Annotated in this window: 20 protein-coding genes; 4 read left to right on the forward strand and 16 right to left on the reverse strand. The window is 66.7% G+C overall.

Annotated elements, in window-relative coordinates:
- Nucleotides 1-144: 144 nt before the first annotated feature.
- The 5 genes from AXW83_RS23930 to AXW83_RS23950 form a co-directional block, all read right to left on the reverse strand.
- Entirely contained in the window at nucleotides 145-861 is a 717-nt protein-coding gene (locus AXW83_RS23930; RefSeq protein WP_066618366.1) for an amino acid ABC transporter permease, read from the reverse strand.
- Nucleotides 862-863: 2 nt separating this feature from the next.
- Nucleotides 864-1,523 carry an amino acid ABC transporter permease gene (locus AXW83_RS23935; protein ID WP_066618368.1) on the reverse strand — a complete coding sequence of 220 codons (660 nt, stop codon included), beginning with the start codon at nucleotides 1,521-1,523 and terminating at the stop codon, nucleotides 864-866.
- Nucleotides 1,524-1,589: 66 nt separating this feature from the next.
- Nucleotides 1,590-2,435, reverse strand: a complete 846-nt coding sequence (locus tag AXW83_RS23940; RefSeq protein ID WP_236841758.1) for a transporter substrate-binding domain-containing protein — start codon at nucleotides 2,433-2,435, stop codon at nucleotides 1,590-1,592.
- Between the two features lie 118 nt (nucleotides 2,436-2,553).
- Complete coding sequence (locus AXW83_RS23945; protein WP_066618374.1) at nucleotides 2,554-3,705, reverse strand: NAD(P)/FAD-dependent oxidoreductase; 1,152 nt, start codon at nucleotides 3,703-3,705, stop codon at nucleotides 2,554-2,556.
- Between the two features lie 45 nt (nucleotides 3,706-3,750).
- Nucleotides 3,751-4,758 (reverse strand): Gfo/Idh/MocA family protein, encoded by a 1,008-nt coding sequence (locus AXW83_RS23950; RefSeq protein WP_066618383.1) that lies wholly within the window; start codon nucleotides 4,756-4,758, stop codon nucleotides 3,751-3,753.
- A 107-nt stretch (nucleotides 4,759-4,865) separates the two neighbouring features.
- On the opposite strand from AXW83_RS23950, the gene AXW83_RS23955 reads away from it, so the two are divergent.
- The gene (locus tag AXW83_RS23955; protein ID WP_066618384.1) at nucleotides 4,866-5,936 is read left to right on the forward strand and encodes a LacI family DNA-binding transcriptional regulator; all 1,071 of its coding nucleotides are present in this window, start codon (nucleotides 4,866-4,868) and stop codon (nucleotides 5,934-5,936) included.
- Nucleotides 5,937-6,412: 476 nt separating this feature from the next.
- Here the strand turns inward: AXW83_RS23955 and AXW83_RS23960 are convergent, their stop codons facing one another.
- From AXW83_RS23960 to AXW83_RS28075, 3 genes are all read right to left on the reverse strand, one after another.
- Complete coding sequence (locus AXW83_RS23960) at nucleotides 6,413-10,156, reverse strand: DUF2339 domain-containing protein (RefSeq protein WP_066618385.1); 3,744 nt, start codon at nucleotides 10,154-10,156, stop codon at nucleotides 6,413-6,415.
- Nucleotides 10,157-10,570: 414 nt separating this feature from the next.
- Nucleotides 10,571-11,650: a helix-turn-helix transcriptional regulator gene (locus AXW83_RS23965; protein WP_066618387.1), complete on the reverse strand. Its 1,080-nt coding sequence runs from the start codon at nucleotides 11,648-11,650 to the stop codon at nucleotides 10,571-10,573.
- A gap of 102 nt (nucleotides 11,651-11,752) precedes the next feature.
- Complete coding sequence (locus AXW83_RS28075; RefSeq protein ID WP_257722108.1) at nucleotides 11,753-11,878, reverse strand: hypothetical protein; 126 nt, start codon at nucleotides 11,876-11,878, stop codon at nucleotides 11,753-11,755.
- Here AXW83_RS28075 and AXW83_RS23970 point away from each other — a divergent pair.
- The 3 genes from AXW83_RS23970 to AXW83_RS23980 are packed head-to-tail and all read left to right on the forward strand — an operon-like array spanning nucleotide 11,877 to nucleotide 15,765.
- The gene (locus AXW83_RS23970) at nucleotides 11,877-14,111 is read left to right on the forward strand and encodes a TonB-dependent receptor (protein WP_066618389.1); all 2,235 of its coding nucleotides are present in this window, start codon (nucleotides 11,877-11,879) and stop codon (nucleotides 14,109-14,111) included. The genes AXW83_RS28075 and AXW83_RS23970 overlap by 2 nt on opposite strands.
- Nucleotides 14,112-14,116: 5 nt before the next feature.
- A complete protein-coding gene (locus AXW83_RS23975; protein ID WP_066618390.1) occupies nucleotides 14,117-14,491 on the forward strand; it encodes a hypothetical protein in 375 nt (124 codons plus the stop codon).
- Complete coding sequence (locus AXW83_RS23980) at nucleotides 14,488-15,765, forward strand: MFS transporter (protein WP_066618392.1); 1,278 nt, start codon at nucleotides 14,488-14,490, stop codon at nucleotides 15,763-15,765. The genes AXW83_RS23975 and AXW83_RS23980 overlap by 4 nt, the downstream gene beginning before the upstream one ends.
- 232 nt (nucleotides 15,766-15,997) lie before the next feature.
- Here AXW83_RS23980 and AXW83_RS23985 read toward each other — a convergent pair whose 3' ends face one another.
- Genes AXW83_RS23985 through AXW83_RS24020 form a run of 8 tightly spaced genes read right to left on the reverse strand, consistent with a single transcriptional unit; the run spans nucleotide 15,998 to nucleotide 26,240 of the window.
- Entirely contained in the window at nucleotides 15,998-17,155 is a 1,158-nt protein-coding gene (locus AXW83_RS23985; protein ID WP_066618394.1) for a DSD1 family PLP-dependent enzyme, read from the reverse strand.
- Complete coding sequence (locus AXW83_RS23990; protein ID WP_082767372.1) at nucleotides 17,152-18,894, reverse strand: hydantoinase B/oxoprolinase family protein; 1,743 nt, start codon at nucleotides 18,892-18,894, stop codon at nucleotides 17,152-17,154. The genes AXW83_RS23985 and AXW83_RS23990 overlap by 4 nt, the downstream gene beginning before the upstream one ends.
- Nucleotides 18,891-20,963 (reverse strand): hydantoinase/oxoprolinase family protein, encoded by a 2,073-nt coding sequence (locus tag AXW83_RS23995; RefSeq protein WP_066618397.1) that lies wholly within the window; start codon nucleotides 20,961-20,963, stop codon nucleotides 18,891-18,893. Before AXW83_RS23995 ends, AXW83_RS23990 begins: the two co-directional genes overlap by 4 nt.
- 30 nt (nucleotides 20,964-20,993) lie before the next feature.
- Nucleotides 20,994-21,848: an ABC transporter ATP-binding protein gene (locus AXW83_RS24000; RefSeq protein ID WP_066618399.1), complete on the reverse strand. Its 855-nt coding sequence runs from the start codon at nucleotides 21,846-21,848 to the stop codon at nucleotides 20,994-20,996.
- Nucleotides 21,845-22,828: an ABC transporter ATP-binding protein gene (locus AXW83_RS24005; protein WP_210179626.1), complete on the reverse strand. Its 984-nt coding sequence runs from the start codon at nucleotides 22,826-22,828 to the stop codon at nucleotides 21,845-21,847. Before AXW83_RS24005 ends, AXW83_RS24000 begins: the two co-directional genes overlap by 4 nt.
- On the reverse strand, nucleotides 22,825-23,709 hold the full coding sequence (locus AXW83_RS24010; RefSeq protein WP_082767373.1) for an ABC transporter permease: 885 nt from the start codon (nucleotides 23,707-23,709) through the stop codon (nucleotides 22,825-22,827). The genes AXW83_RS24005 and AXW83_RS24010 overlap by 4 nt, the downstream gene beginning before the upstream one ends.
- Entirely contained in the window at nucleotides 23,706-24,650 is a 945-nt protein-coding gene (locus AXW83_RS24015; RefSeq protein ID WP_066618407.1) for an ABC transporter permease, read from the reverse strand. Before AXW83_RS24015 ends, AXW83_RS24010 begins: the two co-directional genes overlap by 4 nt.
- 30 nt (nucleotides 24,651-24,680) lie before the next feature.
- Nucleotides 24,681-26,240, reverse strand: coding sequence for an ABC transporter substrate-binding protein (locus AXW83_RS24020; protein WP_066618410.1), 1,560 nt, complete (start codon nucleotides 26,238-26,240; stop codon nucleotides 24,681-24,683).
- Nucleotides 26,241-26,242: the final 2 nt, after the last annotated feature.

Raw genomic sequence — 26,242 nt, forward strand, 5'->3', positions numbered from 1 at the left:
GCGTCTAGGCCGGTCAGTCGGCCTCGCGCCAATTCCGAACATTCGCTCACTACCATCAAGCAGACGTCCCCTGGACGGATCAGGACATCGAACGCCTTCAGTAGATGCGCCATGCGGTGGCAAAGAACTCCACTGCCGCCGACGTCAGGCAGGCACGACTTGTGTCGCATCTCGCGGCAGAGGGGAGGCGTCATCGGCTCCCGTCAAATGCCGGGTGAAGTATTGCTCGAAGCGACGCCCGACGTGGGAAATCAGCCAGCACAGCACGAAATAGATGACGAGCAGGAAGCCGTAGACGAGATAGGCTGGACTGCCGCCCCGCGTGAGCGTGGTCTGCTCGATGATGACCTGACCGGCGCGGAAGACTTCCTCCACTCCGATCACCGCGCCGAGCGAACTCGCCTGCACCAGGCCTGTCACCAGGCCGACATAGGGAGGGATGATCACCGGCATCGCCTGCGGCAGGACGACCAGAATGAGCTTGCGCCAGCCACGCAGGCCGAACGCGTCGGCGGCCTCGCGTTGCCCTTTCGGAACGGCGGTCAGGCCGGCGCGGATGATATGCGCGCCATTGGCGCCGCCCCAAAGCGAGATGCTGAGCGCGCTCGACCAGAAGGGATTGAGCGAGATGCCGGCCTTCGGCAGCACGAAATAAGCCAGCAGCACGGTGACCATCAGCGGGACGTCGCGCAGGCACTCGACGAGGCCATAGACGAAGCCGGTCAAGACCGTGGAGCGCGTCGACAGCGCGACCGTGAACAGGACGGCGCACAAGGTGGCGCCCGCCGTGAGCACGAGCGACAGCAGCAGCGTGTTGACGAAGCCCGCCAGCAGAAAATTCCGGAACTCCAGGAGCAGCATGGTCAGCGCTCCGCGAAAGGACGATCGAGCCGGTGCTCGACCAGCTTGGCCAGCCCTGCCAGAACGAAGACGCAGAACAGGTAGATCACGCAGATCGTCGCGAACATCTCGACCGCCCGGAAGTCATAGGCGATGCGATCGACGGCGACGAAGGTCAACTCCACGAGCCCGATCGTCTGCAGGTAGGCCGAATTCTTGAAGGTCGAGACGACGGTGTTCATGGCGGGTGGCAGGGCGGCCCGGGCGGCGATCGGCAAGACGACGAGGATCGCGTGGTGCCAGCGCTTCAGACCCAGTGCGATGGACGCATCGCGAATGCCCGGCGCCACCGAGGCAAGCCCTGCGCGGGCATTCTCGATCTGGAACGCCGTGGCCCAGACCGTCAGGGCAATGACGCCGGACCAGAATACCGAGAAGCGGATGCCGAGGCTGGGCAGGCCGAAGAAGATGAAGAAGATCTGCACCAGCAGCGGCGTGCCCCGCACGAATTCCACATAGCCGACGACCAAATACCGAAGAAGCGCGTTGCCGCTGGTACGCAAGGCGGCCCCCAGCGCCCCGAGGATGAGGGACAGGCTGATCGACAGCGCGCTGACCATCAGGGTCATCTTCAGACCCTTCATGAGATCCGGGAACGCGCCGAGGATATAGTCGAGGTCCATGGTGCTTCCCCAGGAGGACCAGCAAACGGCGCGCCGGCGACGGTCCGCCCGCCGGCGCGCCTGCCGTCAGTTCGACGGTGGCGGGGTCTCGAAGGAGCGGATCATCTGCGCTTGCAGACTGGCGTCGGCGACATGGGTCTTCACCGACTTCGAGAGCAGGCCTTCGTCCTTCATCCGTGCGAGAGCGGCATCGACAAAGGCCTTCATCTCGGGCTCGCCCTTGCGAATGCCGACGCCGTTGAAGCCAAGGTCGACCTCGCCCTTGAGCACGCGCAGATTGGGATAGTTGCCCAGCAGCAGCGCCATCGTGGTGCCGTCGGTGACGTAAGCGTCCGCACGTCCCTGGAACAGGGCCTGCAGGCTGTCCGAGGCGTTGTTGAGCTGCACGAACTGAACGTCCGGAATGTTGTTGCGCAGCCAGTTGATCTGGTTGCCGCCCTTCACGATCAGGATCGACTTGCCTTTCAGCTCGGCAAGGCTCTGCACGGGGCTGTCTTTCAGCACGGCGACGTTGCTGCTGCCCCAGTAGTAGATCGTCGAATAATCGATCACCTGCTCACGGGGCGGGGTGCGGCCCAGCGTTGCCACGAGCAGGTCTATCTTGCGGCCGGTCAGCGAGGGGATGCGCGCATCCGTTGCGACGCAGGTCAGTTCCGCCTTGTCGGCCGAGCCGAGCGCATAGACGGCGAGCTGCTTTGCGATGTCGATCTCGATGCCGACCGGCTTGCCGTCGGTGGCCGACTGACCGAAGGGCGGCGCGTCGCAGCGCACGCCGATGCGGAGCACCCCGGCATCCTTGACCGCCTTGGGCAGCGGCGGCAGGGATTGGGCCTGTGCGGCGGCCACGCCCCACAGCATGGACGCTGATACCAAAAGTGATGCCATCGCGTTCTTGAACGAAAGTTGCGTCATCATTCCCGCTCCTCTTTTGCTTTTTGTGGGCCAGCTCGTAGTTAGCGACGGGCGCGGATTCGCGACCCTTTCTCGCGGCAGATGTCGGCGATGCGGATCGGTCGGGCGACGCGTGGCATCAGGCGTCAGCCAAGGTTCGGGCAGCGGTCTGGAAGCGGCTAGGCCGGAAGTCGTCCAGCAGCGGGCTGCGGCGGCCATTGGCGATCTCGTCCGCCAGGAGCTCGCCCGCGATCAGTCCCAGCGTCGCGCCGCTGTGACTGAAGGCAACGAAACAGGAGCCGATCCCGTCCAGCGCGCCGAAAACCGGCTCGCCGTCTCCCGGGATGGGCTTGCGCCCTGCGCCATAGGAGCCGAAGGTAAGCTTCGGGTTGCCGCCCAGCACGGCGGAGGCCTCCCGCAGCAGGCCCTCGATCGTATCCTGCGGCACAGCGAAGCTGCCGTCTGCGTTGACGTGCATCGCTTCCTCAGACCAGGCGGAGTCGAGCACCAAAGCACCGTCGGGCGTGGGTCGCACGGCCACGCGCGGCGTGTTCAGCACGGCACGGAGCGCGGTCTCCACAGGCGCCGTCTTGACCAGAAGCCCGATCGGCGACGCGTCGGGAATGTCCACCCCGAGATCGGCGGCCATGGCGGGGGCGCGGGGACCGGTTGCGATCAGGCAGGCATCGGCTTCGAACAGACGGTCGTCGGCAGCCTTCGCGCCGCGGGCAGAGCCGTTGCGGACGAGCACCGATGCGGCGCCGGCGTTCTCGACGATCTCGCCGCCCCGCATACGAAGCTCCGCGGCGAGGAGGCCGATCAGGGCAGGGAGATCGACCCAGCCCTCGCCGGGATTGAACAACGCGCCCTGCCGCGCGATGGCCCGCGCATCGACGCCGGGCGTGACGGCAGCGACCTCTTCAGGCGCCAGGCGCATCACGTCGTAGCCGATGCTGCGTTCATGCGCCTCGGCGGCGTCGATCGCATTCGACGCATCGTCGGTGTCCCAGGTGAGGCCGCCGTCGAAGCGTACCCACGGAGCTTGCGGATGCTGTGACGCCAGCGTGCGGTAGCGATCGATGCCGACCATCCGCAGGCGGTGATAGGCGGCCGAGCGAGCACGAGCCGAGTTGAGCCAGGACAACGAACGGCCCGAAGCGCCGCTGCCGAGGACACCCTCGGTGACGAGCGTGACGCGCGATCCCTGGCGGACGAGATGTAGCGCCGTGGAGACACCGAAGATGCCCCCGCCGATGATCACGATGCTCGGGCGGTCTGGAGACGGTCTCACGAGGTTTCTCTCTGCTTCAGACGAGGCGGTGGGTGGCGGTACGGCTCACGGCGCTTCCCAGGCGCCGGAGCGCACCGAGCGGAAAAGAGCGTCGATCGCGCGCATGTTCGCCACGGCGTCGGACATCGTCGCGGCGAGCGGCTCTTCGCCGAGCACGGCACGCGAGAAGGCGTCGCATTGCAGCGCATACTGGTCGCAAGCAGGAACAACGATCCGTTCCCGGCCGCCGCCGGCGAGGTCGCTGCCGTCATCGACGACGATCGACGCGTCGGCAGCCCTGGGCGCGTTGAAGGGAATCTCGATCTCGATGCGGCCGCGCGTTCCGAGGATCTGCACGCGCTGGCACGGCACGAGTTGCGTTGCGCATGTGAAGGCGAGCTGCCGGCCCTGCGAAAACGCCAGCAGGCCGCTGGTGATGCAATCGGTGCCCAGGATCGGATCGGTTGTCACCAGCGCGATGGCCCGCTCCGGCTCGGCGCCGAAGATGTGGCGCGCCGTGTTGATGGCGTAGCAGCCGACATCGTAGAGCCCGCCGCCGCCTATGTCGCGCTGGTTGCGGACATTGGCGGGGTCGGTCAGGTAGTAGGAAAAGATCGTCTGCATCGCGCGCACGTCGCCGATGCGCCCGTTTTCCGCGATCGCGCGCGCCTGCCGCCACTGCGGATGGAAGCGCACCATGAAGGCTTCCATGACCAGCCGGCCCGCACGCTCGGCGGCGGCGGCGATCTCGCGGGCCTCGGCGGCGTCGAGCGCGATCGGCTTCTCGCACAGGACGTGCTTGCCGGCCTCCAGCGCCTTGATCGTCCAGGGCGCGTGCAGATGATTGGGCAGCGGATTGTAGATCGCCTCGACGTCCCGGTCGGCCAGCAGAGCTTCATAGGAACCGTAGGCCTTGGGAACGCCGAATTCGCTTGCCACGGCACGCGCACGCTCTTCGTCGCGCGAAGCGACCGCAACGAGTTCGCAACGCTGGCTCGCCAGCATGGCGGGAATGACATGTTTGCGCGCGATGTTTGCCGCGCCGAGCACGCCCCACTTCAGCTTGCGCATCATGACATCCCGCCCCTCACGATGCTATAAGGGATAATGAGACCGGTCTCATCTGTCAATCGCCACCGTTTCGCGTTGCGATCGTCGGGTAGCGGAACTAAGGCGAACACATGAGCGATTCACCATCGAAGCCTCGAGATGCAACCGTGCAGGATGTCGCGCGAGAGGCCGGCGTCTCCAAGGCGACCGCGGCGCGCGTGCTCGGCGGCTACAGCGTCACCAGTCCAGCGGTTCGGGACAAGGTGATGACCGCCGCTCGGATCCTCGACTACCGGCCAAATGAGGTCGCCCGCAGCATGACGACGGGCCGGTCGCGCGCGATCGGCGTCGTCGTCGCCGACGTCGAGAACCCCTATTTCGGCTTGGCGGTACGCGGCATCAGCGATGTGGCGCGGGCCGAGGGTTTCGATGTCATCCTCGCGAATTCCGGCGAGGACGTCGAACGCGAGCGAGACGCCATACGCATGTTGCTGGGCAAGCGCGTCGACGGTCTGATCGTCACGCCTGCCAGCATGCATGACACGGAACACCTGTGTGCCGTGGAAGCCAGCGGGCGGCCGATCGTGCTGCTGGATCGCTACATCCCTTCGATGAGCGTCGACACAGTGGTCGCTGACGACCGGGCCGCCGGCGCCGCCGTGGCGCGACGGCTCACCGAAGCCGGGCATCGGCGCATCAGCTACGTGTCGGCGACAGCGTGCGACGATCCGGTGTATCGCGGTCCGCACCAGCTTCATCTGTCTACCGTACGCGACCGCATCGAAGGCTTTCTCGAGGCTGCCGCGCAGGCGGGCGGAGAAGGCTGCGAGCGCTATGTCCGCCTCGGCGTGAACCGGCTGGGCGGCGCGCCCAGGATCGTTGCCGAACTGATGGCGCTGCCCGACCGGCCAACCGCCCTCATCGCATCCGACAACGTGGTTGCACTCGAGCTGTTTAAGGCGTTGCGCGCGCTGGGCATCGCCATTCCCCGCGATCTGTCGCTCATCGCCTTCCATGATGCGGACTGGACCGGCGTAACGACGCCGTCCATTACGGTCATCGCGCAGCCGTGCTACGAACTGGGCTCGGAAAGCGCTGCTGCCCTTGTGCGGCGCGCCCGCGGGGACACCACCGCCGGCCAGCGCATCATTCTGCAAACGCGCCTCATCGAGAGAGAATCGGTCATTCCGCCGCCGAGATGATCAATCTGCGATGTTGACCTGTCCGATAGATCTCATGTCGCGACAGATTTTAGGCCGAGTTAGCGCGAGGACCGAAGCGACGAGAACAGTTTATGGGGCGATCGTAGCACGTCACATGGATACCGCCTCTCCGAGCTCATCCGCAGCGGCCTTCAGTGCTGATCGACGTTGTGAGCGCTGGATTCGTCAGGTGCCGTGTGAATGATAGTCGCGGCGGCTTTGTCATGAGCATCGACCGGCACCTCGATTGGCCCGTTAGCAGAATGTCCCGGCAACCTTCGAGCCTGTGTCCCTACTTTGGCATCGGACCCTGCCGCCAGCTCGCCTGCTGCGTTAGCGCCGCCGGTCAACGCAATTCAAATGCGATCCTACCGCTGCCTTAAAGCGCCAGAAGCGGACTGGGCCTCCCTGCCGGAAAGCCGTCCTACGTCGCGCAGTAAGTCATAGCGGAAATTGTCCCGTTATGGACAACACAGCTATACTTCGGACGCGGCGGTGTTCGTCCCGCGGCGTAGCAGGCGCTGGTAGGCGAGGCCGATGGCGACTAAGCTTGCGCCGAGGCCGATGAAGGACAGCGCCCGCAGCAGGCCCTCCAGCCCCGACATGTCGATGAGGAAGGCCTTGCAGATCGCGATGGTGACGATGCCGAGCGAGGCCAGGCGCAGATCGCGCCACCCAGCCCGGAAGCCGAGCGCCAGCAGCGCGATGCCATAGAGCAGGATCGCGGCCGAATAGGCATAGAGCTCGCCGGCGCCGACATTGGCGCTGAACAGGTCGGGGCCGACGAAGGCGCGACGAACCTCGGTAACGACATAGGCCAGCGCCCCCAGAATGGCGGCGACGCCATAAGCCCGCGCTATCAGCGGCCGGGCGAGATGGGCCCGTGCCCAGGCGGTGGCCGCGAAGGCGATGGCTCCGGGCAGCAGGTAGCCGACCAGCGCGTTGTCGAGGATTAGCACGCCGGCGAGAGGCTGGTCGGTCACCGCCGGGCTGGCGATCACGGCGACGCCGGCAAAGAAGCCGCAGGCGGCCAGCGTCGCGGCTAAAGGATCGACCGGCACGCTACGTCCCAGCCAGCGGACCGAACCCGCGATCATCACGGCGATCGCCACCATGAAGCCGAGCGCAGCGTAGATCCCGGATTCGGCCAGGGTGATCGGCACTTCGGATGACAGATGGGGGCCATGCAGCGCATGGCGCAGCAGCAGGAAGGCGCAACCGATGGCTGCCGCGGCTGCCGCGTGGCCGAAGGCGCGCGAAAGCCTGGGGAAGCCTTCCCGAAGCCACAGCCCGAGACCGGCAAGGGCGAGGGACGCCAGCCCGTAGCCCCACAGGATGCGATTGAACACGACCGGCCCCTCGACCGTATGCCTGTCCAGGAACGGGTTGCGCCCGAAGCCAAGGGCGAGGACGGTCCAGCCGACCGCGATGCAGCCAAGCGTCACGACGGCGAGCCGGGCGATCCGGCCCTGCGCCGCATCGTGCCAGAGCCGTGCCGCAGCCGTCAGCGCGATCAGCACGACGGCGATCATGACGGATTCGGCGTAGCCGACCGAGGCGCCGTCCACCGGCGAGAGCTGCGGCCCAGCGAAGCCGTGGCGGGTTATCAGGACGAGGCCGAGCGAGACGAGGAAGGCCCCGCAGGCGCTCAGCGCATCCGCGACCGGGGAACCGCCCTCGCGCGATGTGGCGAAGCCGAGCGCGCCGAGCGCAGCGCCGGCGACGACGTAGCAGAGCAGTCGGTTTAGCACCGGCCAGCCATCGACCGTGGTGCCGTCGAACAGCGGGTTGAGCAGGGCGCAGAGCCCGCCGATGGCGAGCAAGATCGTGAGCGCTGCGGCGGCGAGTCCGGCGATCCGGAAAACCGCGTTGCCCGCGCCCCGGCCCAGGCGCTGGAATCCGGCGCCCAGTAGTCCGGCCGCAATGACGAGGCAGGCGACCTCCTCGAACAACCGGTTGCGCGGCTGGGCATAATGGCCGGCGATCCGGGCGAGATCGGGCGTCAGATCAGGGCCGACGAAGAGCTGGTGGACCTGCAGCAGCACGAAGGCCGCGGTGAAGAAGGCGGCGAGCGCCTGATGCACCATTTTCGGCCGATCCTGCGTGCCGCGCAGCGCCAGTGCGGCCACCCAGAAGCACACAGCCGGCAGGGCATAGGCCGGGATCAGCCAGTTGAGCAGCGGCCACGAGCCCATGTCGGTGAGGATCGGATCCCAGACCCAGCGTGCGAAGGCGGCGGTCGCGAGGCTGGCCGACATCGTCCGCAGCAATGGGAGCGGGCGGGCGCGGGCGAGGATGGCGAGGCCGGCGGCAGCGATCGCGAAGCCTACCACAAGCCAGGTCTCGCGCAGGGCCAGCGCCACGGCGAGGCCGAGCGCGATCGCGCCGGCCGCGGCATAGGCGGCAGAGCCGATCAAAGCGAGCGGGTTGCGTGATCGGGTGCTGGCACGCTCGACCCGCAGAAGGAACTCGGAGGCGAGGAACAGCGCCACGACCAGCAGCGCCGCCAGTGCCGCGAAGCCGGGCGAGCGCTCGAAGCCGTTGACGCGCAGCGTGGTTGCCAGCAGCAGGCAGACCGGCGCTACCGCCGAGGCGAAAGCAAGACAGCCGCGCTCGACATAGCCCCCGGCGCCGGCCCAGCGGCGCGTGACCAGGGCCGCGAAGGGCAGCCCGCCGATCACCACGGCGAAAAGCGCGGCAGTCCAAGTCAGTCCGGGCCCGGCATCCGGGGCGATGCTAAGCCGGACCAGGTCGATTAGGGTCGCGGGCGACAGGCCGAGCGGCCCGTCCTGGCGAGGCCAAAGCAGGATCATGCCGACGGCGCCGGCGGCCGCGACGAGGGCCAGCGGCGCGAGGTCGCGATGGCGGACCGCGGCGACGAGGCCGACCGCGATTGTCGCGAGGATCGCGAGGTACAGCGGCCCCGGCGCGCCGATGCCGACCCAGAGCCCCCCCGAGATGACTAGCGGCACCGCAATGGCGACGAGGCCGGTGAGATCGCACGGGACCGGACGCCAGGGTGCGAGTTCGCCGCGCCGGCGCCACAGCGGCAGTTCCTTCAGCAGCAGCCATGCCAGGACGGCGCCGGCTCCGGCGAGGAAGGAGGGCCAGAGCAGCCCGCGCATTGTGAAGGCGATCAGCACGGTCCAGGCTGCGTGGCCGGCGACGGCCGCCAAGGTGACGATCCGACCTGGGCGTCGCGCATGCAGCAGGAAAGCGATGGCCGTCACGAAGGCGATGAAGAGCGAGAGCGAGGCGAAGTCCGGGGCCGTGCTCGCGATCAGGAAAGGAGTCACATAGGAGCCGACCAGCCCAAAGAGCCCGAGTGCCGGCCCGTGCAGCAGGGAGGCGGCGAGTGCTGCAAGGCCGATCAGCGCCATCATTGCGAAGGCGGGCGTCGGGCCGATAAAACCGTAGATGGCATGGGCGGCGAAGACGACGCCGAAGCCGGCCAGTACGCTGACACCGGCCAAGACGGATGGGATGTTGGCGTTGCCGAGCGCGCCGGGCGCATTGAACGGCAGCGGCGCCTCGCGGCGGCGCAGATATTCGCTGGCCCCGGCCAGCAGCAGGGCGAAGACGGCGCCCATCAGCAGCCGCACGTCGGGACCGAACAGGCCGGCCTCGATCGAGTAGCGGACCAGGAATAGCCCGCCGAAGGCCAGCGCGACGCCGCCGACCCAGACGGCCCAGCGCGAGCCGATGGTCTCCTCGATGTCGCGCCGCGGTGGCGGCGGCTCGATCTGCGCCTCCAGCTCCAGCGGCACCTCTCGCTCTTCTCGTGCGTTCTGCTCCTGGAGGGCCTCCTGCTCGAAGCGCTCGAATGGTGGCGCCGGCTCGGCGTGCGCTTCGGCCGACATCCGCGCCGCCAGCGGGATCGTTTCCGCCGGGGAAGCCAACGGCTCGAGCGCCTCGGGTTCGGGCGAGGCGGTTTCGGCCGCAGGCTCCGAGTCGGGCGCCTGCATCTCGGCTGACAGCAGCGGCTCGGCTTCCGGCGCCGTTTCCGCTGGCGCGACCTCATAAGCCGGCGGGGCGACGAGGATTGGAACGCTGCCGCCTCTCATCGACCCCAGCTCCTCCCGGAGCACGGCCAACTCGGACTTCAGTTGCGCGATCTGATCGAGGGCCGTGTTGCTGCGTCCGGAGGCCCGAAGGGCCGCCCACGGAACGATGACGAAAAAGAAGAAACCGAGAAGCAGGCCGAGAATCCCCCATTCCATGACGATTGATCGGCCTCCGGTGGGCGCAGCATTCGAAGCGTACAGCCAAACTATCGCGGCCGATCGGGGTTGTCATGGCGGGTCGCCGCCGGCGGTCGCCTTTTGGCGGTCTTCGCAAACCGCGGCAAATTCACACGAGACGTTCGGATTGTGGCCTACCCCGAACTTCACCCTGAAAATACTGAAGAATTCAGGCTCGATCTGCGTGACACTCCGCTCATCAGGACTGCGCTTCTAGCCGACCGCGTGGCGCCATAAGCAGACTCTGGACGGTCGCTTAAAACCAGACGCATACACCCGAGGCTCGAGAACTTTGGGCCAGGAAATCTCTGAAGACCTAATCGAGTTGCCCCACAGCGCCTGGTCGGAGAGCAGCCAGATGCACGGCTAAGGCCAAGTGATGTTGATCCAGGCTCATCTGTCCGACAGGGCTGCCCTGATCTGCGAGGGCGAGCGACCGAAGCGCTTGCGGAAGCTGCGGTTGAAATAGGACAGGTCGCCGAAGCCGACCTCGAAGGCCACCGCGCTGATCGTCGGCCCGCCGCCCTCGACCGTGAGAAGACGGTGCCATGCGCGCTCCAGCCGCCGTTCCAGGACATAGTCCGAGAAGGTCCGCGCTTCCGTTTCGAACAGTTTCTGGATGGCGCGCGGGCTCACGCCATGCAGCCCCGCCAACATGTCGATGCCGAGGTCGCGCCGCTCCAGCCGCGCCTCGATATCGGCCTTGATCGCCATCAACCGCCCGGCGCGCCGGTCGCTCGCGGCCAGAGGTGCCGGGAGGCTGCGATCGGCCAGCATGACGCCGATCAGATCATGGATATGCCCGACCGCGAGCCCCTGAAGCGCGGCCGAGTGCAACGGCAGGAGCCCGCGCAGCAAGAGCGCGCCATAATGCGCCAGGACCTGCAGGCCGCGATTGCCGCGCGGAACCGGCTGCATCAACCCCGGCGCCGCCCGCTCGCCCAGCAACGGCAATCGCGCCGCGTCGAGCGTAATCAGGTCGATCCGGCCGATCTGCACGAGCGAGAAGCGAGTCTGCGTCGCGGGATCGAGCGCCAGCACTGCCGCCTCGCGCGCCTTTAGGACGATCCGCCGATCGCCCTGCTCGATCACGACGCGTCCCTCGGCGGGCCGGACCAAGATATGGCGTGGCCCGGCGCCATCCGCCGGCTGGGGCCAGGACCATTGCAGGGCCGGATTGAAGCAGGACATCAGGCCGATATCAGGCCTTGTCGTCAAGGCGCAGCGCGCGGCGAAGGGCAAGGCGAGGTCGGCCTCCATCGCCTCGCGCCCGACCGAGTGCCCGAGCACCTTGCGCGACAGCGCGCTCGCCTCCTCCCGCCCGACCTGGCTCGACACCAGCCAGAACGGCGAGAAGGCCTCGCCGTCCGACTCGCTTGCTGCCGCCGGTTCTCCTGCTGTTCGGCCCGCCCCGGAGCGTGTCGCCGCCGCCACATTCATCGTTTTCGACACTTCGATTCGCTTGAGTCCCATGACCCGTTCGCGCAGGTCCAAGATTAAACCCGCATGGCATCGATACTGCAATCGAACAAGCGAGATTGTCTCCGCTCAAATGCGTGGGGCGATGGAATAGATCTACATTACGATAATTCCAAACAAGCAGTCTGTAATCTCTTCAAGTAATGCGTCGGCGAAAATGCGGATGGAACCTCCGTCGACCGCGCCCGGATGCAGCAGCCGCCGTCGATAGGTGCCCGTCATGCTCAGATCCATCTCTCTCGCCACCAGCTTTCTGGCTCTGGTCGCCTCCTCGATCGCGGTCGCGCAGGTTGCGCCTCAGGCCAATCAGCAGGTGATCGATCTCGACACGATCACGGTGACGGCGGCGCGTGCCGAGCGCAGCACCGCCGAAACGCCGCAATCGGTGCAGGTCGTCGGGCGCGAGCAGATCGAGGAGCAGCTCAAGTTCAGCCCCAATGCCGCGGCCGCGCTCGGCAAGCTGGTGCCGGGCTATTCGGCGCCGACGCAGACCGTCTCCAGCGCGTCTGAGAATTATCGCGGTCGCGACCTTTTGGTGATGCTCGACGGCGTGCCGCTGAACACGCCGCTGCGCGACGTCTCGCGCATCCTGTCGCTGATCGACCTCAATTCGGTCGAGCGGATCGAGGTCGTCTCCGGTGCGTCGAGCCTTTACGGTGCGGGTGCGACCGGCGGCACGGTGAACTTCATCACCAAAAAGGCGACCGACGGCAAGCCGACCGTCACCGTCAATACGGCAGTTCGCGCCTTCACCCAGAAGATCGGCCGCTCGCTGGCGCCAGAAGCCGCGCTGACCGTCTCCGGCAAGGTGCCTAACGGCATCGATTACCTGATCTCGGGGCAGATGCGCGGCGCAGGGCGGACGTATGACGGCTCGGGACGCGAACTGCCCTCCGACGGCCTGCTCGGCCAGGGCGGCGGCGACCGCTACAAAGCCGGCAACCTGCTGGCCAAGCTCGGCTACGACTTCGATGCGAGCAAGCGCATCGAGCTCAACGGCTCGCTGATCGCCTTCGACCAGGACCCGAAATACCTGACCAACTATGCCGCCCCTTTCGCTCGCCCTGAACGGACGCAGCTCTACAACGGCCAGAGCGTGATGGAGGACACAAAGTCGCTCTCGCTGCGCTACACCGACAGCGACTTCGTGCTCGGCAAGCTCAGTGTGCTGGGCTTCTACAATGACATCAAGAAGCGCTTCAATTTCTCGACCTTCTCCTACCCTTATAACTCCCAGGTCTACTACTCCTTCAACCCGCTCGCGCCGACGAGCCCCGACAACCAGACGACGCTCTATTCGCAGCGCGGCGGTGCCAACGTCACGATCGACACCTCTCTCGACCGTCTCCTGCCGGGCGCCAAGCTGACCTGGGGCGGCGACCTGATCCAGGAGAAGACCTGGCAGACGCTGACCAGCGGCCAGGACGTGTTCACTCCGCTGAAGCAGACCACGGCGGCAGGCTTCGGCCAGCTCCAGATCCCGATCGGCGATCGCGTCGTCCTGCGCGGCGGCCTGCGCTACGAGCATTTCGCGCTCTCGGTCTCCGATTATGTCCGGCCGGCCGCCTATGCCGCGGTTGCCGCCAACAATGCGCAGGGCTTCCAGAGCTTCGTCTTGCCGGCGCTCAACGTCACCGGCGGCGACTTCGACTATTCGGCGCTGACCGCCAATATCGGCGCGACCGTGAAGCTGTCGGAGTCGAGCGAGGTCTTCGGCGGCTTCTCGCAAGGCTTCGCCCTGCCCGATGTCGGCGCCTTCACCCGCCGCGCCGGTATCTCGACCGCCTTTGCCTGCCCGGTTGCGCTGCCGAACTGTCTGCCCGCGAGCCGCCGCTCCATCAGCTACGGCTCGATCGCGCCGGAGGCGCAGATCGTCAACAACTACGAGCTCGGCGTGCGCGGCAGCTACGGCGCCTTCAAGGGTTCGCTGTCGGGCTATATCAGCACCTCGGAAGATGGCGTCACGTTCGATCCCGTAACCAACACGCTGTCGCAGCAGAAGGAACGGATCTGGGGCGTCGAATTCGTCGGCGACTACGCCTTTACAGAGCAGTTCAGCATGGGCACGGTCGCCTCTTTCCGCGAAGGCCGCTACGACACAAATGGCGACGGGCGCCTCGACTCGAACCTGCCCAACAACCGCATCGGCTCGCCCTGGCGCGTCATGATCCACGGCACCTACCGCTTCGTGAACGGGGTCAGCCTGCGGGTCGAGGGCGAAGGTTTCTCCGAGCGCGATGAGGCGATCGACCTGCGCGGCACCCGCTACAAGCTCAAGGGCGCCGCGACCATGAACGTCGCGCTGACGGCGCCGGTCTTCTCCGGCGAGGCCTATGTCGCGGTGAACAACCTGTTCGACCGCAGCTACCAAAACCCGACCGCGACCTCGGTGCGCAACCTCGCCAACTATGCCTGGGGCCGCACGGTCACGCTCGGCTTCAAGAAGACCTTCTGAGCGCCATGGTCAGCCTCGATATCGGTGCCGACCGCCTCGTGACGCTGCGCTTCATGCCGCCCTATCTCGATGAGGACGAGCGGGCCTATCTCGATGCGCTGGCCGAGATCGGGCGGCAGCAGAGCTCCTTCGCGCTGCTGACCGTGTTTGGCGGCGGCCGCGGGCTCTCGCAAGCTGGCGAGCGCGAGCAGGCGCTCTGGTTCAAGGCGACGCGGGCGCAGGTCGGCCGGCTCTGCCGCGCCTGCGCCATCGTGCGGCCGGATGCCAGCGAGAAGACGGCCGAGACCTTCCGCAAGCTCTGCCCGTTCCCGATCATCGCCGACCGGGACGAGGCGGTCGGCCGCGCCTTCCTGCTCCAGCACCTGGTTGCCGCATCATGAGCGCGACGACGTTACCAGACGGCCACGTGGCGCAGCCGACAATAGGGCGGCAGCGGCTCTTCGTCGTGCTCGGCGGGCTTTATCTGGCGCAATCGATCCCGTCCTATCTGTTCGTCGCCGCGCTGCCGCCGATCATGCGCGAGGTCGGCGTGTCGCGCACCGCGATCGGCTATATGAGCATCCTGCTGCTCCCGCTGGTGATCAAATTCATCTGGGCGCCGTGGATCGACCGGATCCGGCCCTTCGCGCGGGTGCATCGCGCCGGTTGGGTGTTCCTGACCCAGATCGGCGTGATCGCGACGATCCTGGCGCTGATCGCGGTGGGGCCGACCCAAATCGGCTGCATCATCGCGATCGGCTTCGTCGCCTCGCTGCTGATCTCGACGCAGGACATCGCGACAGACGGCTATGCGGCGAAATATCTGCCGGAAGCCGACCGGCCGATAGGCAACGCGATCCAGGGCGGCTCGATCGCCTTCGGCGTCGTCATCGGCGGCACGCTGGGGCTGGTGCTCTACGAGCATATCGGCTGGACCGGCATGCTGCTCACGATCGCCGCCGTCTCACTGCTGCCGCTGATCGCGGCTGCGATGATGCGCGAGACCGATCCGGTGCCGGATGCGCGCGCGCCACGACCCTCGATCCGCGCCTTCCTGAGGCGCCCGGAAGCGCGCCAGATCCTCTGGATCGCGCTGATCTACCGGGCCAGCGAAGGCCTCGTGAAGGCGATGGAAGGAGCCTATCTGGTCGATGCCGGCGTGCCGCTGACACAGATCGGCTATCTCTCTGGCATCTCGGCGACGACGGCGGGCCTCGGCGGCTCGATCCTCGCCGCCTGGATGGTCAAGACGCGCGGGCTTGCCTTCGTGCTCGCGCTTCTCGGCGGCCTGCGGACGCTGTGCTTCCTGCTCTTCGCCGGCCATGCGCTCGGCGTCGTCACCGGCGCCTGGCCGCTGTTCGGCGCGGCCGGCTTCCAGACCCTGATCCGTTACATGGAGATCGTGGCGCTCTATTCGCTGTTCATGGCGGTGACGACATCGGAGCAGCCCGGCACCGACTTCACCATCATGGCCTGCGCGCAGCTGCTGGTCTATCTCGCCGGCTCGATGATCGCGGGCAAGCTCGCGGATACGCTGGGCTATGGCTGGCTGTTCTCGATCGCGACTGCAATCTCCGCGGTAGCCGTTATTGCGACGGTGAGATTGATCGCCTCGTTCGATCAGCAATGGTCTAAACCAAAGGTCGGTGCATCAGCGCCGCGTCCCCATACCTGACAGGTGCGCCTACCATCGCAATTGGGCATGGCCCGCCCGCGCCAAAAGCCGACATCGTTATACCGCTTGGAACCGGACATTGCTCATGGATCGATTTGGCTTCGAACCTGCTCCTAGCCACCTGCTGATGAACGGTCGTTGTCGTCAGCCGACTGGTTCGCGAATCCCTCCAGAATTAATCACCCCGGAGCGAACTTTGACTGGGGGTCCAAAATAATCTGCTCGGTTTCGCTCAATCCGCCCGCCCGCGCCCGTCGACCCGCCAGAGCTCGACCAGTCTGTCGCCCGACACTACATGCAGGAAATCATGCAGGTTGATGGTCGGGTCGCAATGCGGGACCGTGCATTCGACGACCGCCCCGATCGGCATGACCGACTGGCCCGGCTCGGGAAGGATGCGCCCGAATTCGTCGCCGCACCATTCGGTCCGTCCGACCAACTCGCCGCCCCGGAAGACGCGCGGCGGCGGGCCATCCAGTGCGAAGCTTTTGCTGCCGCCGTCGGTGATCGCGAAACCGGCCGAGCTATGGCCGACCACCGTCACCGCAACGCGTAGCGCCGGCCCGAATTCCGGTCGGCCGGCCCCGTAAATGTCGACGGGGTTGTAGGCCTCGTCCATGAAGACATAGGAGCCTGGCTGCACCTCGGTCAGAACCCGCGCCTGTCCGTCGAGGAGATGGCTGCCGGTGCCCCCGCCCGAGACGATGCCGGGTGCCAGATCGGCCTGTTTCAGCACATCCAGCATCGCGGCTAGGATCCGGTTCGCCTCGTCATTGGCTGACCGGCGCGCGGCGAAATCATTGATATGCTGGACGCGGCCCTGATAGGCCTGCACGCCGACATAGCGCAGGCTGGGCTGCTCCGCGACGGCGCGTGCGAGCGCGACCGCCTCCTGTCCGTTGGCGACGCCGCTGCGCGTCAGGCCGGTGTCGAGATCGACGAAGACGTCGAAGCGCGTGCCGTGGCGTGCGGCCGCCTCGGCATAGGCCGCCACCAGATCGAGCCGGTCGACCACGACGCCGATGCGCGCGCCCCTCGCCGCCGCTTTCGCGAGCGCGTCGATCTTGGCAGCGCTCGCGATCGGCGCGCTCAGCATCAGATCATTGGCCCCGCCCTCGAACAGGGCCAGCAATTCACCCGGCTTGGCGCAGCAGATGCCCGAGGCGCCCGCCGCCATCTGCCGCCGCGCGATCTCGGCGCATTTGTGCGATTTGGCATGCGGCCGGAAAGCGATGCCGACGCTTTTGCAGGTGTCGGCGAGCGTCGCGACGTTGCGCTCGAAAATGTCGAGATCCAGCACAGCCGCAGGCGTCTCCAGACGCGACCGGCTGCCGGGCTGGTCGATGAGCGGCTGGTTGAGCGCTGCCGCTCCGAACGGTGCGAAGCTCATGAGCGCTGTTCCATCAGCTCGGCGCGTGCCCGCAGGGTGGCCGCCTGATCGACGCTCGCGCCATCGGCGGCGAAGACCACGCCATAGTCGCGCCTGGCGCCCGCGATCGTGACCTTGCCCTCCAGTAGATCGTCGGCGACGCGCCAGGGTTCGCGCCTGAGCGCGTCGCCATAGCCGCCGCCGCCGGCCCCGGTCAGGCGGAAGATGTCGCCGCGTTTGGCGTTGAAGCTCTCCATCGGCATCGTCGGCAGATGCTGCTGCGTGCCATCCGTCCTGATGAACAGATGCGCCGAGGGCGCGCCCGTGCCGCCGCCCTCGATGCCGAAGGGCGGGTGGTCGCGCCTGTCGCCGCGCAGCGTGAAGCGCGCGTCGGCCAGGAAGCGGAACTCGCGAACGAAGGCGAGCCCCCCACGAAACTCGCCCGCGCCACCGGAATCCGGCACGAGCCCGTAGCGCAGCACCTCGACCGGCATGTCGGTCTCGACCATCTCGATCGGCTGGTTCGAAAGATTGGCAGCGGGGTTGGAAATGCCCTCGATGCCGTCCTTGCCGGCCCGGGCGCCCCAGGTGCCGACCACCATCTCGTTGAGCACGAAGGGCTTGCCCTCATCGATGCCGCCGCCGGCCAGCAGATAGGGGCCGCCCTCCGAGCCGCCGATCGCACGTTCCGGCACGATCTGCGCCAGCGCCTGCATGATCGCATCGAACACCCGGTAGCCGACGACGCCGCGCGCGCCGCATGCTGCCGGATAACGCGGATTGACCAGGCAGCCTTCGGGCGCACGCACCGTGATCGGGCGCAGATAGCCCTCGCAGTTGGGGATGTCCTGCTGCGACAGGCAGCGTATCGCGCAGAAGGCGGCCGATTCCGGCAGCGAGATCGGGCAGTTGATCGACGCCGCGACCTGACCGGCCGTGCCGGCGAAGTCAATATCGATCGTGTCGTCCGCGACCGTCACGGTCGCGACGATGGCCAGCGGCTCGGGATGCTCGCCAACGCCGTCGATATAGTCGGTCGCCTTGTAAACGCCGTTAGGCAGGGCGCGGATCACGTCGCGCATCATCGCCTCGGCATGATCGTGCAGCGCGTCGATATAGCGGTCGAGCAGGGACGCGCCGTAGCGCGCGATCAGCGAGCGTAGCCCTTCCTCCGCCACGTTGCAGGCGGCGATCTGGGCGCGGATGTCGCCGAGAACCTCGACCGGCGCGCGTGTATTTGCCTCGATGATACGGAAGACCGCATCGACCGGCTCGCCGGCCTCATAGAGCTTGAGCAGCGGCAGGCGCAGGCCTTCCTGCTGGATTTCGGTGGCGTAGATCGCGACGCTGCCCGGCACGATGCCGCCGATATCGGTGTGGTGGGCGACCGTAGCGGCAAAGCCGACAAGACGCTCCTCCACGAAGATCGGCTTCAGGATGTAGATGTCAGGCAGATGCTGGCCGCCGGAGCCATAGGGATCGTTGGCGATCAGCACGTCGCCCTGCTTCAGGGTCGCGCCATATCGCTGTTTCACGAACTGCATCACGCGCGGAAAGGAGCAGAGCTGGATCGGCAGGGTCAGCCCCTGCGCGATCACGCGGCCCTGCGCGTCGCAGAGCGCCGTTGAATAATCCATGATGTCGCGCACCACAGGCGAATAGGCGCTGCGCATCACGATTAGCGCCATCTCGTCGGCGGTCGAGGCGAGCGCGTTGCGGATCACCTCAAGCGTGATCGGGTCGATCGCGTCAGTCATCATGCGGCCTCCAGCGCGATGTCGATATTGCCGGCATCGTCGAGGCGGGCAGTCTGGCCCGGCCCGATGACGCAGGTGCAGTCATATTCCTCGATGACGAAGGGCCCGTGCCGGGGGAGTGCGTCGAGATCGGCCCGGCCGATCACAGCGACCGTGGCCGCGCCCCGCTCTTCAAAGGACACGGGCCGGTCGACCCGGCGCTGCGGCGGTGCCGCGCCGAACCTCTGCGGCGGCGCCACCAGCGGCAGCCGCGCCGTCAGCCGCGCATTGACGAGATGGACCTGATCCTTCTGCGAGCGGTGGCCATAGGTCCGCTCATGCTCCTGATGGAACAGTTCGGCCAGCTCATCGAAGGCGAGGCGCCGCGCCGGCACTGTCAGCTCATAGGCCTGCCCGACATAGCGCAGATCGGCCGCGAACCGGAATTCGGCGCGCGAAAGCTCGTAGCCTTCCAGCACCAGCACCCGACGGGCATCCTCGGTCAGTTCGGCGTAGAGCCGGGCCAGACCGGCGTCGTCGAGTTCGCCGGCCCTGCGGCGCGAGGGGCGCACGAACTCCTGCTCGACATCCGAGCGGAGCAATCCGAGTGCGCTGAAGACGCCGGCGGCCCGCGGAATCACCACGCGCCTGATCCCGAGCGCCTTGGCGACTTCGGCGGCCACGACCGGCCCGTTGCCGCCGAAGGCGACCAGCGTCGAATGGCGCGGATCGCGGCCGCGATAGGTCGAGACGGCCTTCACCGCCCGCGTCATCGTGGTGACGGCGAGCGTCAGCACGCCGCGCGCCGTCGTTGTTAGGTCGAGCCCGAGCGGGCGCGCGACCTGGTCGTTCAGCGCCGCGCGTCCTGCATCGGCCTGCAAGGGAAAGGTGCCGCCGGCCAGCGCCACATCGTTGATGTAGCCGAGCGTCAGGAAGGCGTCGGTCAGCGTCGCCTGCTTGCCGCCGAGCCCGTAACAGACCGGGCCGGGATAGGCACCGGCGCTTTGGGGGCCGACCGACACCTGATTCATCTTGTCGATCGCAACGATGCTGCCGCCGCCGGCGCCGATCTCCGAGACATCGATGAACGGCATCTTGATCGGATAGCCGCCGCCCTTGACCAGCTTGCTGGAGAGGTTGATGCCGGCCCCGACCTCGTATTCGGTGGTGCGGGCTGGCTCGCCATCCTCGATCAGCGCGGCCTTGGCGGTGGTGCCGCCCATGTCGAAGGAGATGATGCTGGGCTCATTACCGCCCGACACCAGCCGCGCGCAAGCGATCACGCCGGCCGCAGGCCCGGATTCCACCAGCGAGGCCGCGCGCTTCACCGCTGAACCCAGCCGCATGATGCCGCCGCCCGAATGCATCATCTCGACGGGACAGGTGACGCCGATCGAGGCCAGCCGCGTCGTCAGCGCGGCGGCGTAATTGCGCACCACCGGCCCGATATAGGCGTTTACGACGACGGTCGAAGTGCGCTCATATTCGCGGATCTCGGGCAGGATCTCCGAGCCCCGGCAGATATAGACCTCCTCGCCAAGCTCCGCGCGCAGGATCGCCTCGGCTGCGATCTCGTGGTCGGGGTTGGCATAGGCGTGCATGAAGCTGATTGCGACCGCCTCGACCTTCTGCTCGCGAAACTGCGCGGCCGCGCGCCGAACATCACCCTCGTTCAGTGCGAGGCGCACCGAACCGTCGGGTCCGAGCCGCTCGCGCGCTTCCAGCCGCAGATACCGGGGCGCCAGCGGCTTGGGCTTGTCGTATTGCAGGTCGTAGAGCACGGGGATGCGCAGGCGGCGCATTTCGAGCACGTCTCGGAAGCCCTCGGTGGTCAAAAGCCCCGTGCGGGCGCCCTTGTATTCCAGGATCGCATTGGTCGCGACAGTGGTGGCGTGAACGATGCCGGTGATGCGGTCTGGCGTGGTTTCATAGTCCGCGACGAGCCGGCTCAGTGCCTCGGCGATGCCGCGGCTATAGTCGTCGGGTGTCGAGGGCACCTTCCGGGTTTCGATCAGCCCGTCGTCGCGGGCAATCACGATATCGGTAAACGTACCGCCGATATCGATGCCGATCCTGTAGCTATGCTGCGCCATGGTCTTGGTCTCGTGAGGTCGGAGGAGAGATCAGCCGGCGCTCTCGCGCAGCGGGCTGGGAAGGGTGGCGGCCGCCTGGCCGCGACGCCCCTTGATGCCTTTCGGCACAGCGGCGATCAGGAGCTGCGTGTAGGGGTGGGATGGCGCATCGAGCACGTCGAGGCACGGTCCCTGCTCGACGATCTCGCCCTTGCGCATCACGATGATCCGTGAACAGAGCGTGCGCACCAGCGCCAGATCATGGCTGATGAAGAGCAGCGTCAGGCCGAGGTCGCGCGTCAGCCGGCTCAGCAGATTGATCACCTGCGCCTGCAGCGAGACGTCGAGCGAGGAGACCGGCTCGTCGGCGATCAGAATGTCGGGCTTCATCGCCAGTGCCCGCGCCAGTCCGACGCGCTGCCGCTGTCCGCCGGAGAGTTCATGCGGCAACCGTGGCGCCAGTTCAGCGCCGAGACCGACCAGCGCCAGCATCGCGAATGCCTCGGATTCGCGCTCAGGCTTCGCCACGCCGCGCAGCGCCAGCGTCTCGGTCAGGCACCTGCTCACTGTCTTGCGTGGGTTGAGCGCGCTGCTCGAATCCTGGAACGCCATCTGGATGCGCCGCCGCCACGGCCCGCCATGGTCGCGCATCAGGTTTGAAAGCGGCTCGCCGTCGAGCAGAACCTCGCCCGAGGTCGGCCTGGTCAGCCCTGTCGCGATGTTCGCCAATGTCGACTTGCCCGAGCCGCTTTCGCCGACGATGCCGACGACGTCGCCGCGCACGATCTCCAGCGAGATGCCGGCGAGCGCCACGAAGCGCGTGTCGCGGCCCAGCAGGCGGTCGAAGGCCGTGCCCTGCCCATAGGATTTGGTGATGCCGCGCAGCGACAGGATCGGGACGGTCATTGCGGCCTCCAGCAGGCGAAGCGGCGCTCGGCCTCGCGCTCCAGCGGCGGCATTTCCTCGACGCAGGCCTCGACGACATGCGGGCAGCGCGGCGAGAACGGGCAGCCCTGCGGCATGCGGCCGAGACGCGGCGGCGCGCCCTCGATCGACACCAGCGGACCGACAGGCCCGGTCAGGCTCGGCACGCACGCCTGCAGCAGGCCGGTATAGGGATGGCGTGGCTCGCGCTCGATCGCCTCGACGGGTCCGTCCTCGACGACCTTGCCGCCATACATCACCACGACACGGTCGACGATCTCGGCGACGAGCTGAAGGTTGTGCGAAATGAAGATCACGGCAATGCCAAGATCGCGTCGCAGCTCCGCGATCAGGTCGACGATCTGGGCCTGCACGGTGACATCGAGCGCCGTCGTCGGCTCGTCAGCGATCAGCAGGCGCGGGCGGCAGGCGATCGCCATGGCGATCAAAGCGCGTTGGCGCATTCCGCCGGAGAACTCGTGCGGATAGGCGTCGAGCCGCTTTCCAGCCTCGCGGATGCCGACGCGCTCCAGCGATTCCGCCGCGATCAGCCGGGCCTCCGTGCCGGAGACGCGTCGATGCGCCCGCACGACGTCGGTGATCTGCCGGCCGATGGTCAGCGCCGGGTTCAGCGAGCTTTGCGGGTCCTGGAACACCATGGCGATGTCGCGGCCGCGAATGGCCCGCATGGGGGCCTCGTCGAGGCCCAGCAGATCCTGCCCGTCGAACATCACGCGCCCGCCGGTCGTGCGCGCCGGCGAGCCGAGCAGCCGCATCACCGCGAGCATGCTAAGGCTTTTGCCGGAGCCGGATTCGCCGACGACGCCGACGGCCTCGCCGGCCGCCACCGAGAAATCGACGCCGCGTACCGCTTCGACCACACCGCCATCCGCGCTGCGAAAGCCGACGCGCAGACCCTCAATGCCGAGCAGAGGCGCACTCATGCGACCAGCGACACTCATGCGACAAGTGTCCTGGCTTCGCTGCGCGGATCGAACAGCTCGCGCACCGCGTCGCCGAGCAGATTGAAGCCGATCACGGTGATCGAGATCGCCAGCCCGGGAAACACCGGCAGCCACCATTCCCCGGAATAGATCGCACTGCGCGCATCTGACAGCATCGAACCCCAGCTCGCCTGTGGCGGCTGCACCCCCAATCCGACGAAGGAGACGGAGGCCTCGACGACGATGCCGATCGCGACCAGGAGCGTGCCCTGAACGATGATCGGCGACAGGCAGTTGGGCAGGACGTCGCCGGTGACGATGTCCCAATGTGTCGCACCCTGGAGATAGCGCCCCTGGACATAGTCGGCCCCGACGACGCGGCTCGCCACCGCATAGGTCACCCGGGCGAAGACCGGCGAGAACAGCACGCCGACCAAGAGCACGATCTTGATCTCGTTCGGCAGAAGCAGCGGCCCGACGCGCACCGGCCCGACGCCGAGGATGCCGACAATCGCGATTGCCCAGACCAGCAGGGGAATCGAGGCCACGCCGTCGACGATGCGCATCACCAGTTGGTCGCCGAGCCCACCCTTATAGGCTGCGAAGAGCCCCGCCGAGACGCCGATCAGCGCCCCGATGACCACGGCGCCGATGCCGACCGCGAGCGACGCCCGCGCGCCGAAGATGACCCGGCTGAGCACGTCGCGGCCGGCTTGGTCCGTGCCGAGCCAATGCGCCATGTCCGGCGCCAGCAGCCTGTCCTCTATGCTGAGTGCGACGGGGTCGTAGGGCGCGATCAGCGGGGCGAAGATCGCGGCGGCGACCATGACGAGAACGATCGCGCCGCCGAGCCAGCCGGTCCAGTCGATCATCCGCAGCGTGGATGCGAGGCCCCTCATGCGGCGACCCTTTGGCGCGGATCGAGCACGCGGTTGACGAGATCAGCAGCGAGATTCGCCAACACGAAGATCACGGTGAAGAGGAAGACGATGCCCTGTAGCAGAAGGAAGTCGCGCTGCGAGATCGCATTCAGCAAAGCGCGCGACAGGCCCGGCACGTTGAAGACCTGCTCGATGATCAGCGCCCAGCCGAACATATAGCCGAAAGACAATGCGGCGAGGTTGATCACCGGCGGCAGCGCATTGATCAGCGCGTAGGCCACGACCCGCGGCGAGGACAGCCCCATTGCCCGGGCGGTACGGACATAGTCGCCGCGCAGCGTGTCCTGCAGGCTGGCCTGTGTCATCCGCGCCAGCACGGCGATGTAGTACACTGCGAGCGAGACCGACGGCATCAGGATCGTCTGCAGATGCGCCGACAGCCCGGCCGAGAGCGGCGCATAGCCTCCGGGCGGCAGCCAACGCATATCGACCGCGATGAAGCGGATCAGCACGATGCCGAGCCAGAAGGCCGGCACCGACAGGCCGACCACCGACAAAAGCCGCGACACGCGATCGAACACGCCGCCGGGGCGCAAGGCGGCCGCGACGCCGATGCTGATCCCAAAGACCACCGCGATGGCGAAGGCGAAGAGCACGATCGACAGCGTCACCGGCAGGGCGTTGACGATCTCGGTGCCGACATCGCGTCCGGTGACGAATGATTTCCCGAAATCGCCGCGCAGGATGTCGGAGAGCCAGGCACCATACTGCGCCAGGAAAGGCCGGTCGAGCCCGTTGGCTTGCTCGAACTGCGCCAGCTGCTCAGCGGTCGCGTCCGCCCCGAGCACGATCCGGGCCGGCGAACCCGGACCAGCGCGCGTCAGCGCAAACAACGCGAAGCCGACGAAGAGAAGGGTGCCGAAGGACGAGACGATCCGGCCGGCGACGAGGCGAAGCATGTGTGATGGTTCCGGGGTGGGCGGCGTGCCTTAGACCTTCACCTCGCCGACGCTCATCGTCAGCGCCTGGTTGACCTTGAAATCCTGGACGCCCTGTCTCCAGAGATTGGAGGCGTGGACGAAGCCGAGAACGCCGATGGGCGCGTCGCGGGCCAGGATCGCCTGCATCTTGCCGTAGAGGTCCTTTAGCTTGGCCTCTTCGGTCTCGAGGAAGGAGGCGGCCATCAGCGCATTGAGCTCGGGGTTATCATAGCCCGTGCTCTTGGAGAGGAACTGCCCTGGCATCACCGTGTTGGCGATGATGTAGGTCGCCTCACCCGGCGACATGAAGACCTGCATCGCCATCTGGTGCTCGCCGCGCGCGATCTGCTGGATCAGCACCGAGAACTCGTAGACCTTCAGGTTGATCTTGACGCCGATCTTGGCGAGCTGGGCCTGCAGGAAGATCGCCGCATCCTTGGTGTCGAGCAGATAGGGCTCGGCTTGGATCGAGATGTCGATTTCCGCGCCGGTCGGATATTTCGACTTCGCCAGGAACTCCTTGGCACGGTCGAGATCGAAGCCGAGCTCCTTCTCGGCCTCGGCGTTGAACCACCAACCGCGCGGCGGGGCGAGCACGGCGGCCGGATCGAGCAGGCCGTAATAGACTTTGTCGCCGATTGTCTTGCGGTCGATGGCGCAGGACAACGCCTTGCGAAAGTTGAGATCATCCAGCGGCGGCTTGAGGTTGTTGGTGAACATCAGCAGCGCGCCGCCCAGCGTCGGGCGCGAGGCGCCGGTGATGCCTGGCATCGTCTTGAGGCGGTTGAATTCGCGCGCTGGCGGCGCGCTGATGATGTCGACTTGGTTGGTCAGCAGATAGGCGACGCGCGTCGCGTCCTCCGGGATCATCTTGACGACGAGCCGGTCCCAGGCGGGCAGGCCCTTGCGCCAGTAATTCGGGTTCTTCTTGAAGCTGATCGAGTCGTTGGGCTTCCACTCCTCGAACATGCCGAAGCCGGTGCCCATGCCCGCGGGCTTCGACTTGAAATAGTCGTCGCCATGTTCCTTGCGCGAGCCGGCTGGGAAGATACCCATATATTTGGTCAGGAAGTACAGCCACTGGCCATAAGGCTCGGACAAATCGACCTGGACCTTCAGCGGATCCAGCACCGTCACCTTGGCGATCTTGGTGAAAAGCGGCCGGCGCAGCGCCTTGTTGTTGGCGTCGAGCAGATAGTCGAACGAGTATTTCACGTCCTCGGCGGTCATCTTCTTGCCGTTGTGGAAGGTGACGTCGTCGCGCAGTTCGAAGGTGTAGGTCTTCTTGTCGGCCGAGATCGTCGGCAGGTCCTTGGCGAGCTGCGGCTTCAGTACGCCGTCGACATCGAATTCGACAAGGTTCTCGAAGACGGTCTGGCCCAGCACCATCGCGTCATGATTGAGCTGGTTGATCGGGTCGATCGTGATCGGATTGCTCGGGAGGACGATCGTCAGCGTCTTGCCCGCGTTCGGTTGAGCGTAAAGCAAGCTGGTCGGCAGCATCGCGGCCAGCGCGCCACCGGCGCCCGCTGTCAGAAATTGTCGGCGATCCGTCGGCAGATTGACCATCG

Source organism: Bosea sp. PAMC 26642 (assembly GCF_001562255.1).
Lineage (GTDB): Bacteria > Pseudomonadota > Alphaproteobacteria > Rhizobiales > Beijerinckiaceae > Allobosea.

Excerpts from the sequence above, each read along its gene's own strand:
- AXW83_RS23990 (WP_082767372.1), bottom strand. The coding sequence starts at position 18,894 with ATGATGACTGACGCGATCGACCCGATCACGCTTGAGGTGATCCGCAAC.
- AXW83_RS23955 (WP_066618384.1), top strand. The coding sequence starts at position 4,866 with ATGAGCGATTCACCATCGAAGCCTCGAGATGCAACCGTGCAGGATGTC.
- AXW83_RS23950 (WP_066618383.1), bottom strand. The coding sequence starts at position 4,758 with ATGATGCGCAAGCTGAAGTGGGGCGTGCTCGGCGCGGCAAACATCGCG.
- AXW83_RS23980 (WP_066618392.1), top strand. The coding sequence starts at position 14,488 with ATGAGCGCGACGACGTTACCAGACGGCCACGTGGCGCAGCCGACAATA.
- AXW83_RS23995 (WP_066618397.1), bottom strand. The coding sequence starts at position 20,963 with ATGGCGCAGCATAGCTACAGGATCGGCATCGATATCGGCGGTACGTTT.
- AXW83_RS23935 (WP_066618368.1), bottom strand. The coding sequence starts at position 1,523 with ATGGACCTCGACTATATCCTCGGCGCGTTCCCGGATCTCATGAAGGGT.
- AXW83_RS24005 (WP_210179626.1), bottom strand. The coding sequence starts at position 22,828 with ATGAGTGTCGCTGGTCGCATGAGTGCGCCTCTGCTCGGCATTGAGGGT.
- AXW83_RS28075 (WP_257722108.1), bottom strand. The coding sequence starts at position 11,878 with ATGACGGGCACCTATCGACGGCGGCTGCTGCATCCGGGCGCGGTCGAC.
- AXW83_RS24020 (WP_066618410.1), bottom strand. The coding sequence starts at position 26,240 with ATGGTCAATCTGCCGACGGATCGCCGACAATTTCTGACAGCGGGCGCC.
- AXW83_RS23975 (WP_066618390.1), top strand. The coding sequence starts at position 14,117 with ATGGTCAGCCTCGATATCGGTGCCGACCGCCTCGTGACGCTGCGCTTC.
- AXW83_RS23940 (WP_236841758.1), bottom strand. The coding sequence starts at position 2,435 with ATGACGCAACTTTCGTTCAAGAACGCGATGGCATCACTTTTGGTATCA.
- AXW83_RS24015 (WP_066618407.1), bottom strand. The coding sequence starts at position 24,650 with ATGCTTCGCCTCGTCGCCGGCCGGATCGTCTCGTCCTTCGGCACCCTT.
- AXW83_RS24000 (WP_066618399.1), bottom strand. The coding sequence starts at position 21,848 with ATGACCGTCCCGATCCTGTCGCTGCGCGGCATCACCAAATCCTATGGG.
- AXW83_RS23985 (WP_066618394.1), bottom strand. The coding sequence starts at position 17,155 with ATGAGCTTCGCACCGTTCGGAGCGGCAGCGCTCAACCAGCCGCTCATC.
- AXW83_RS24010 (WP_082767373.1), bottom strand. The coding sequence starts at position 23,709 with ATGAGGGGCCTCGCATCCACGCTGCGGATGATCGACTGGACCGGCTGG.
- AXW83_RS23960 (WP_066618385.1), bottom strand. The coding sequence starts at position 10,156 with ATGGAATGGGGGATTCTCGGCCTGCTTCTCGGTTTCTTCTTTTTCGTC.
- AXW83_RS23930 (WP_066618366.1), bottom strand. The coding sequence starts at position 861 with ATGCTGCTCCTGGAGTTCCGGAATTTTCTGCTGGCGGGCTTCGTCAAC.
- AXW83_RS23965 (WP_066618387.1), bottom strand. The coding sequence starts at position 11,650 with ATGGGACTCAAGCGAATCGAAGTGTCGAAAACGATGAATGTGGCGGCG.
- AXW83_RS23970 (WP_066618389.1), top strand. The coding sequence starts at position 11,877 with ATGCTCAGATCCATCTCTCTCGCCACCAGCTTTCTGGCTCTGGTCGCC.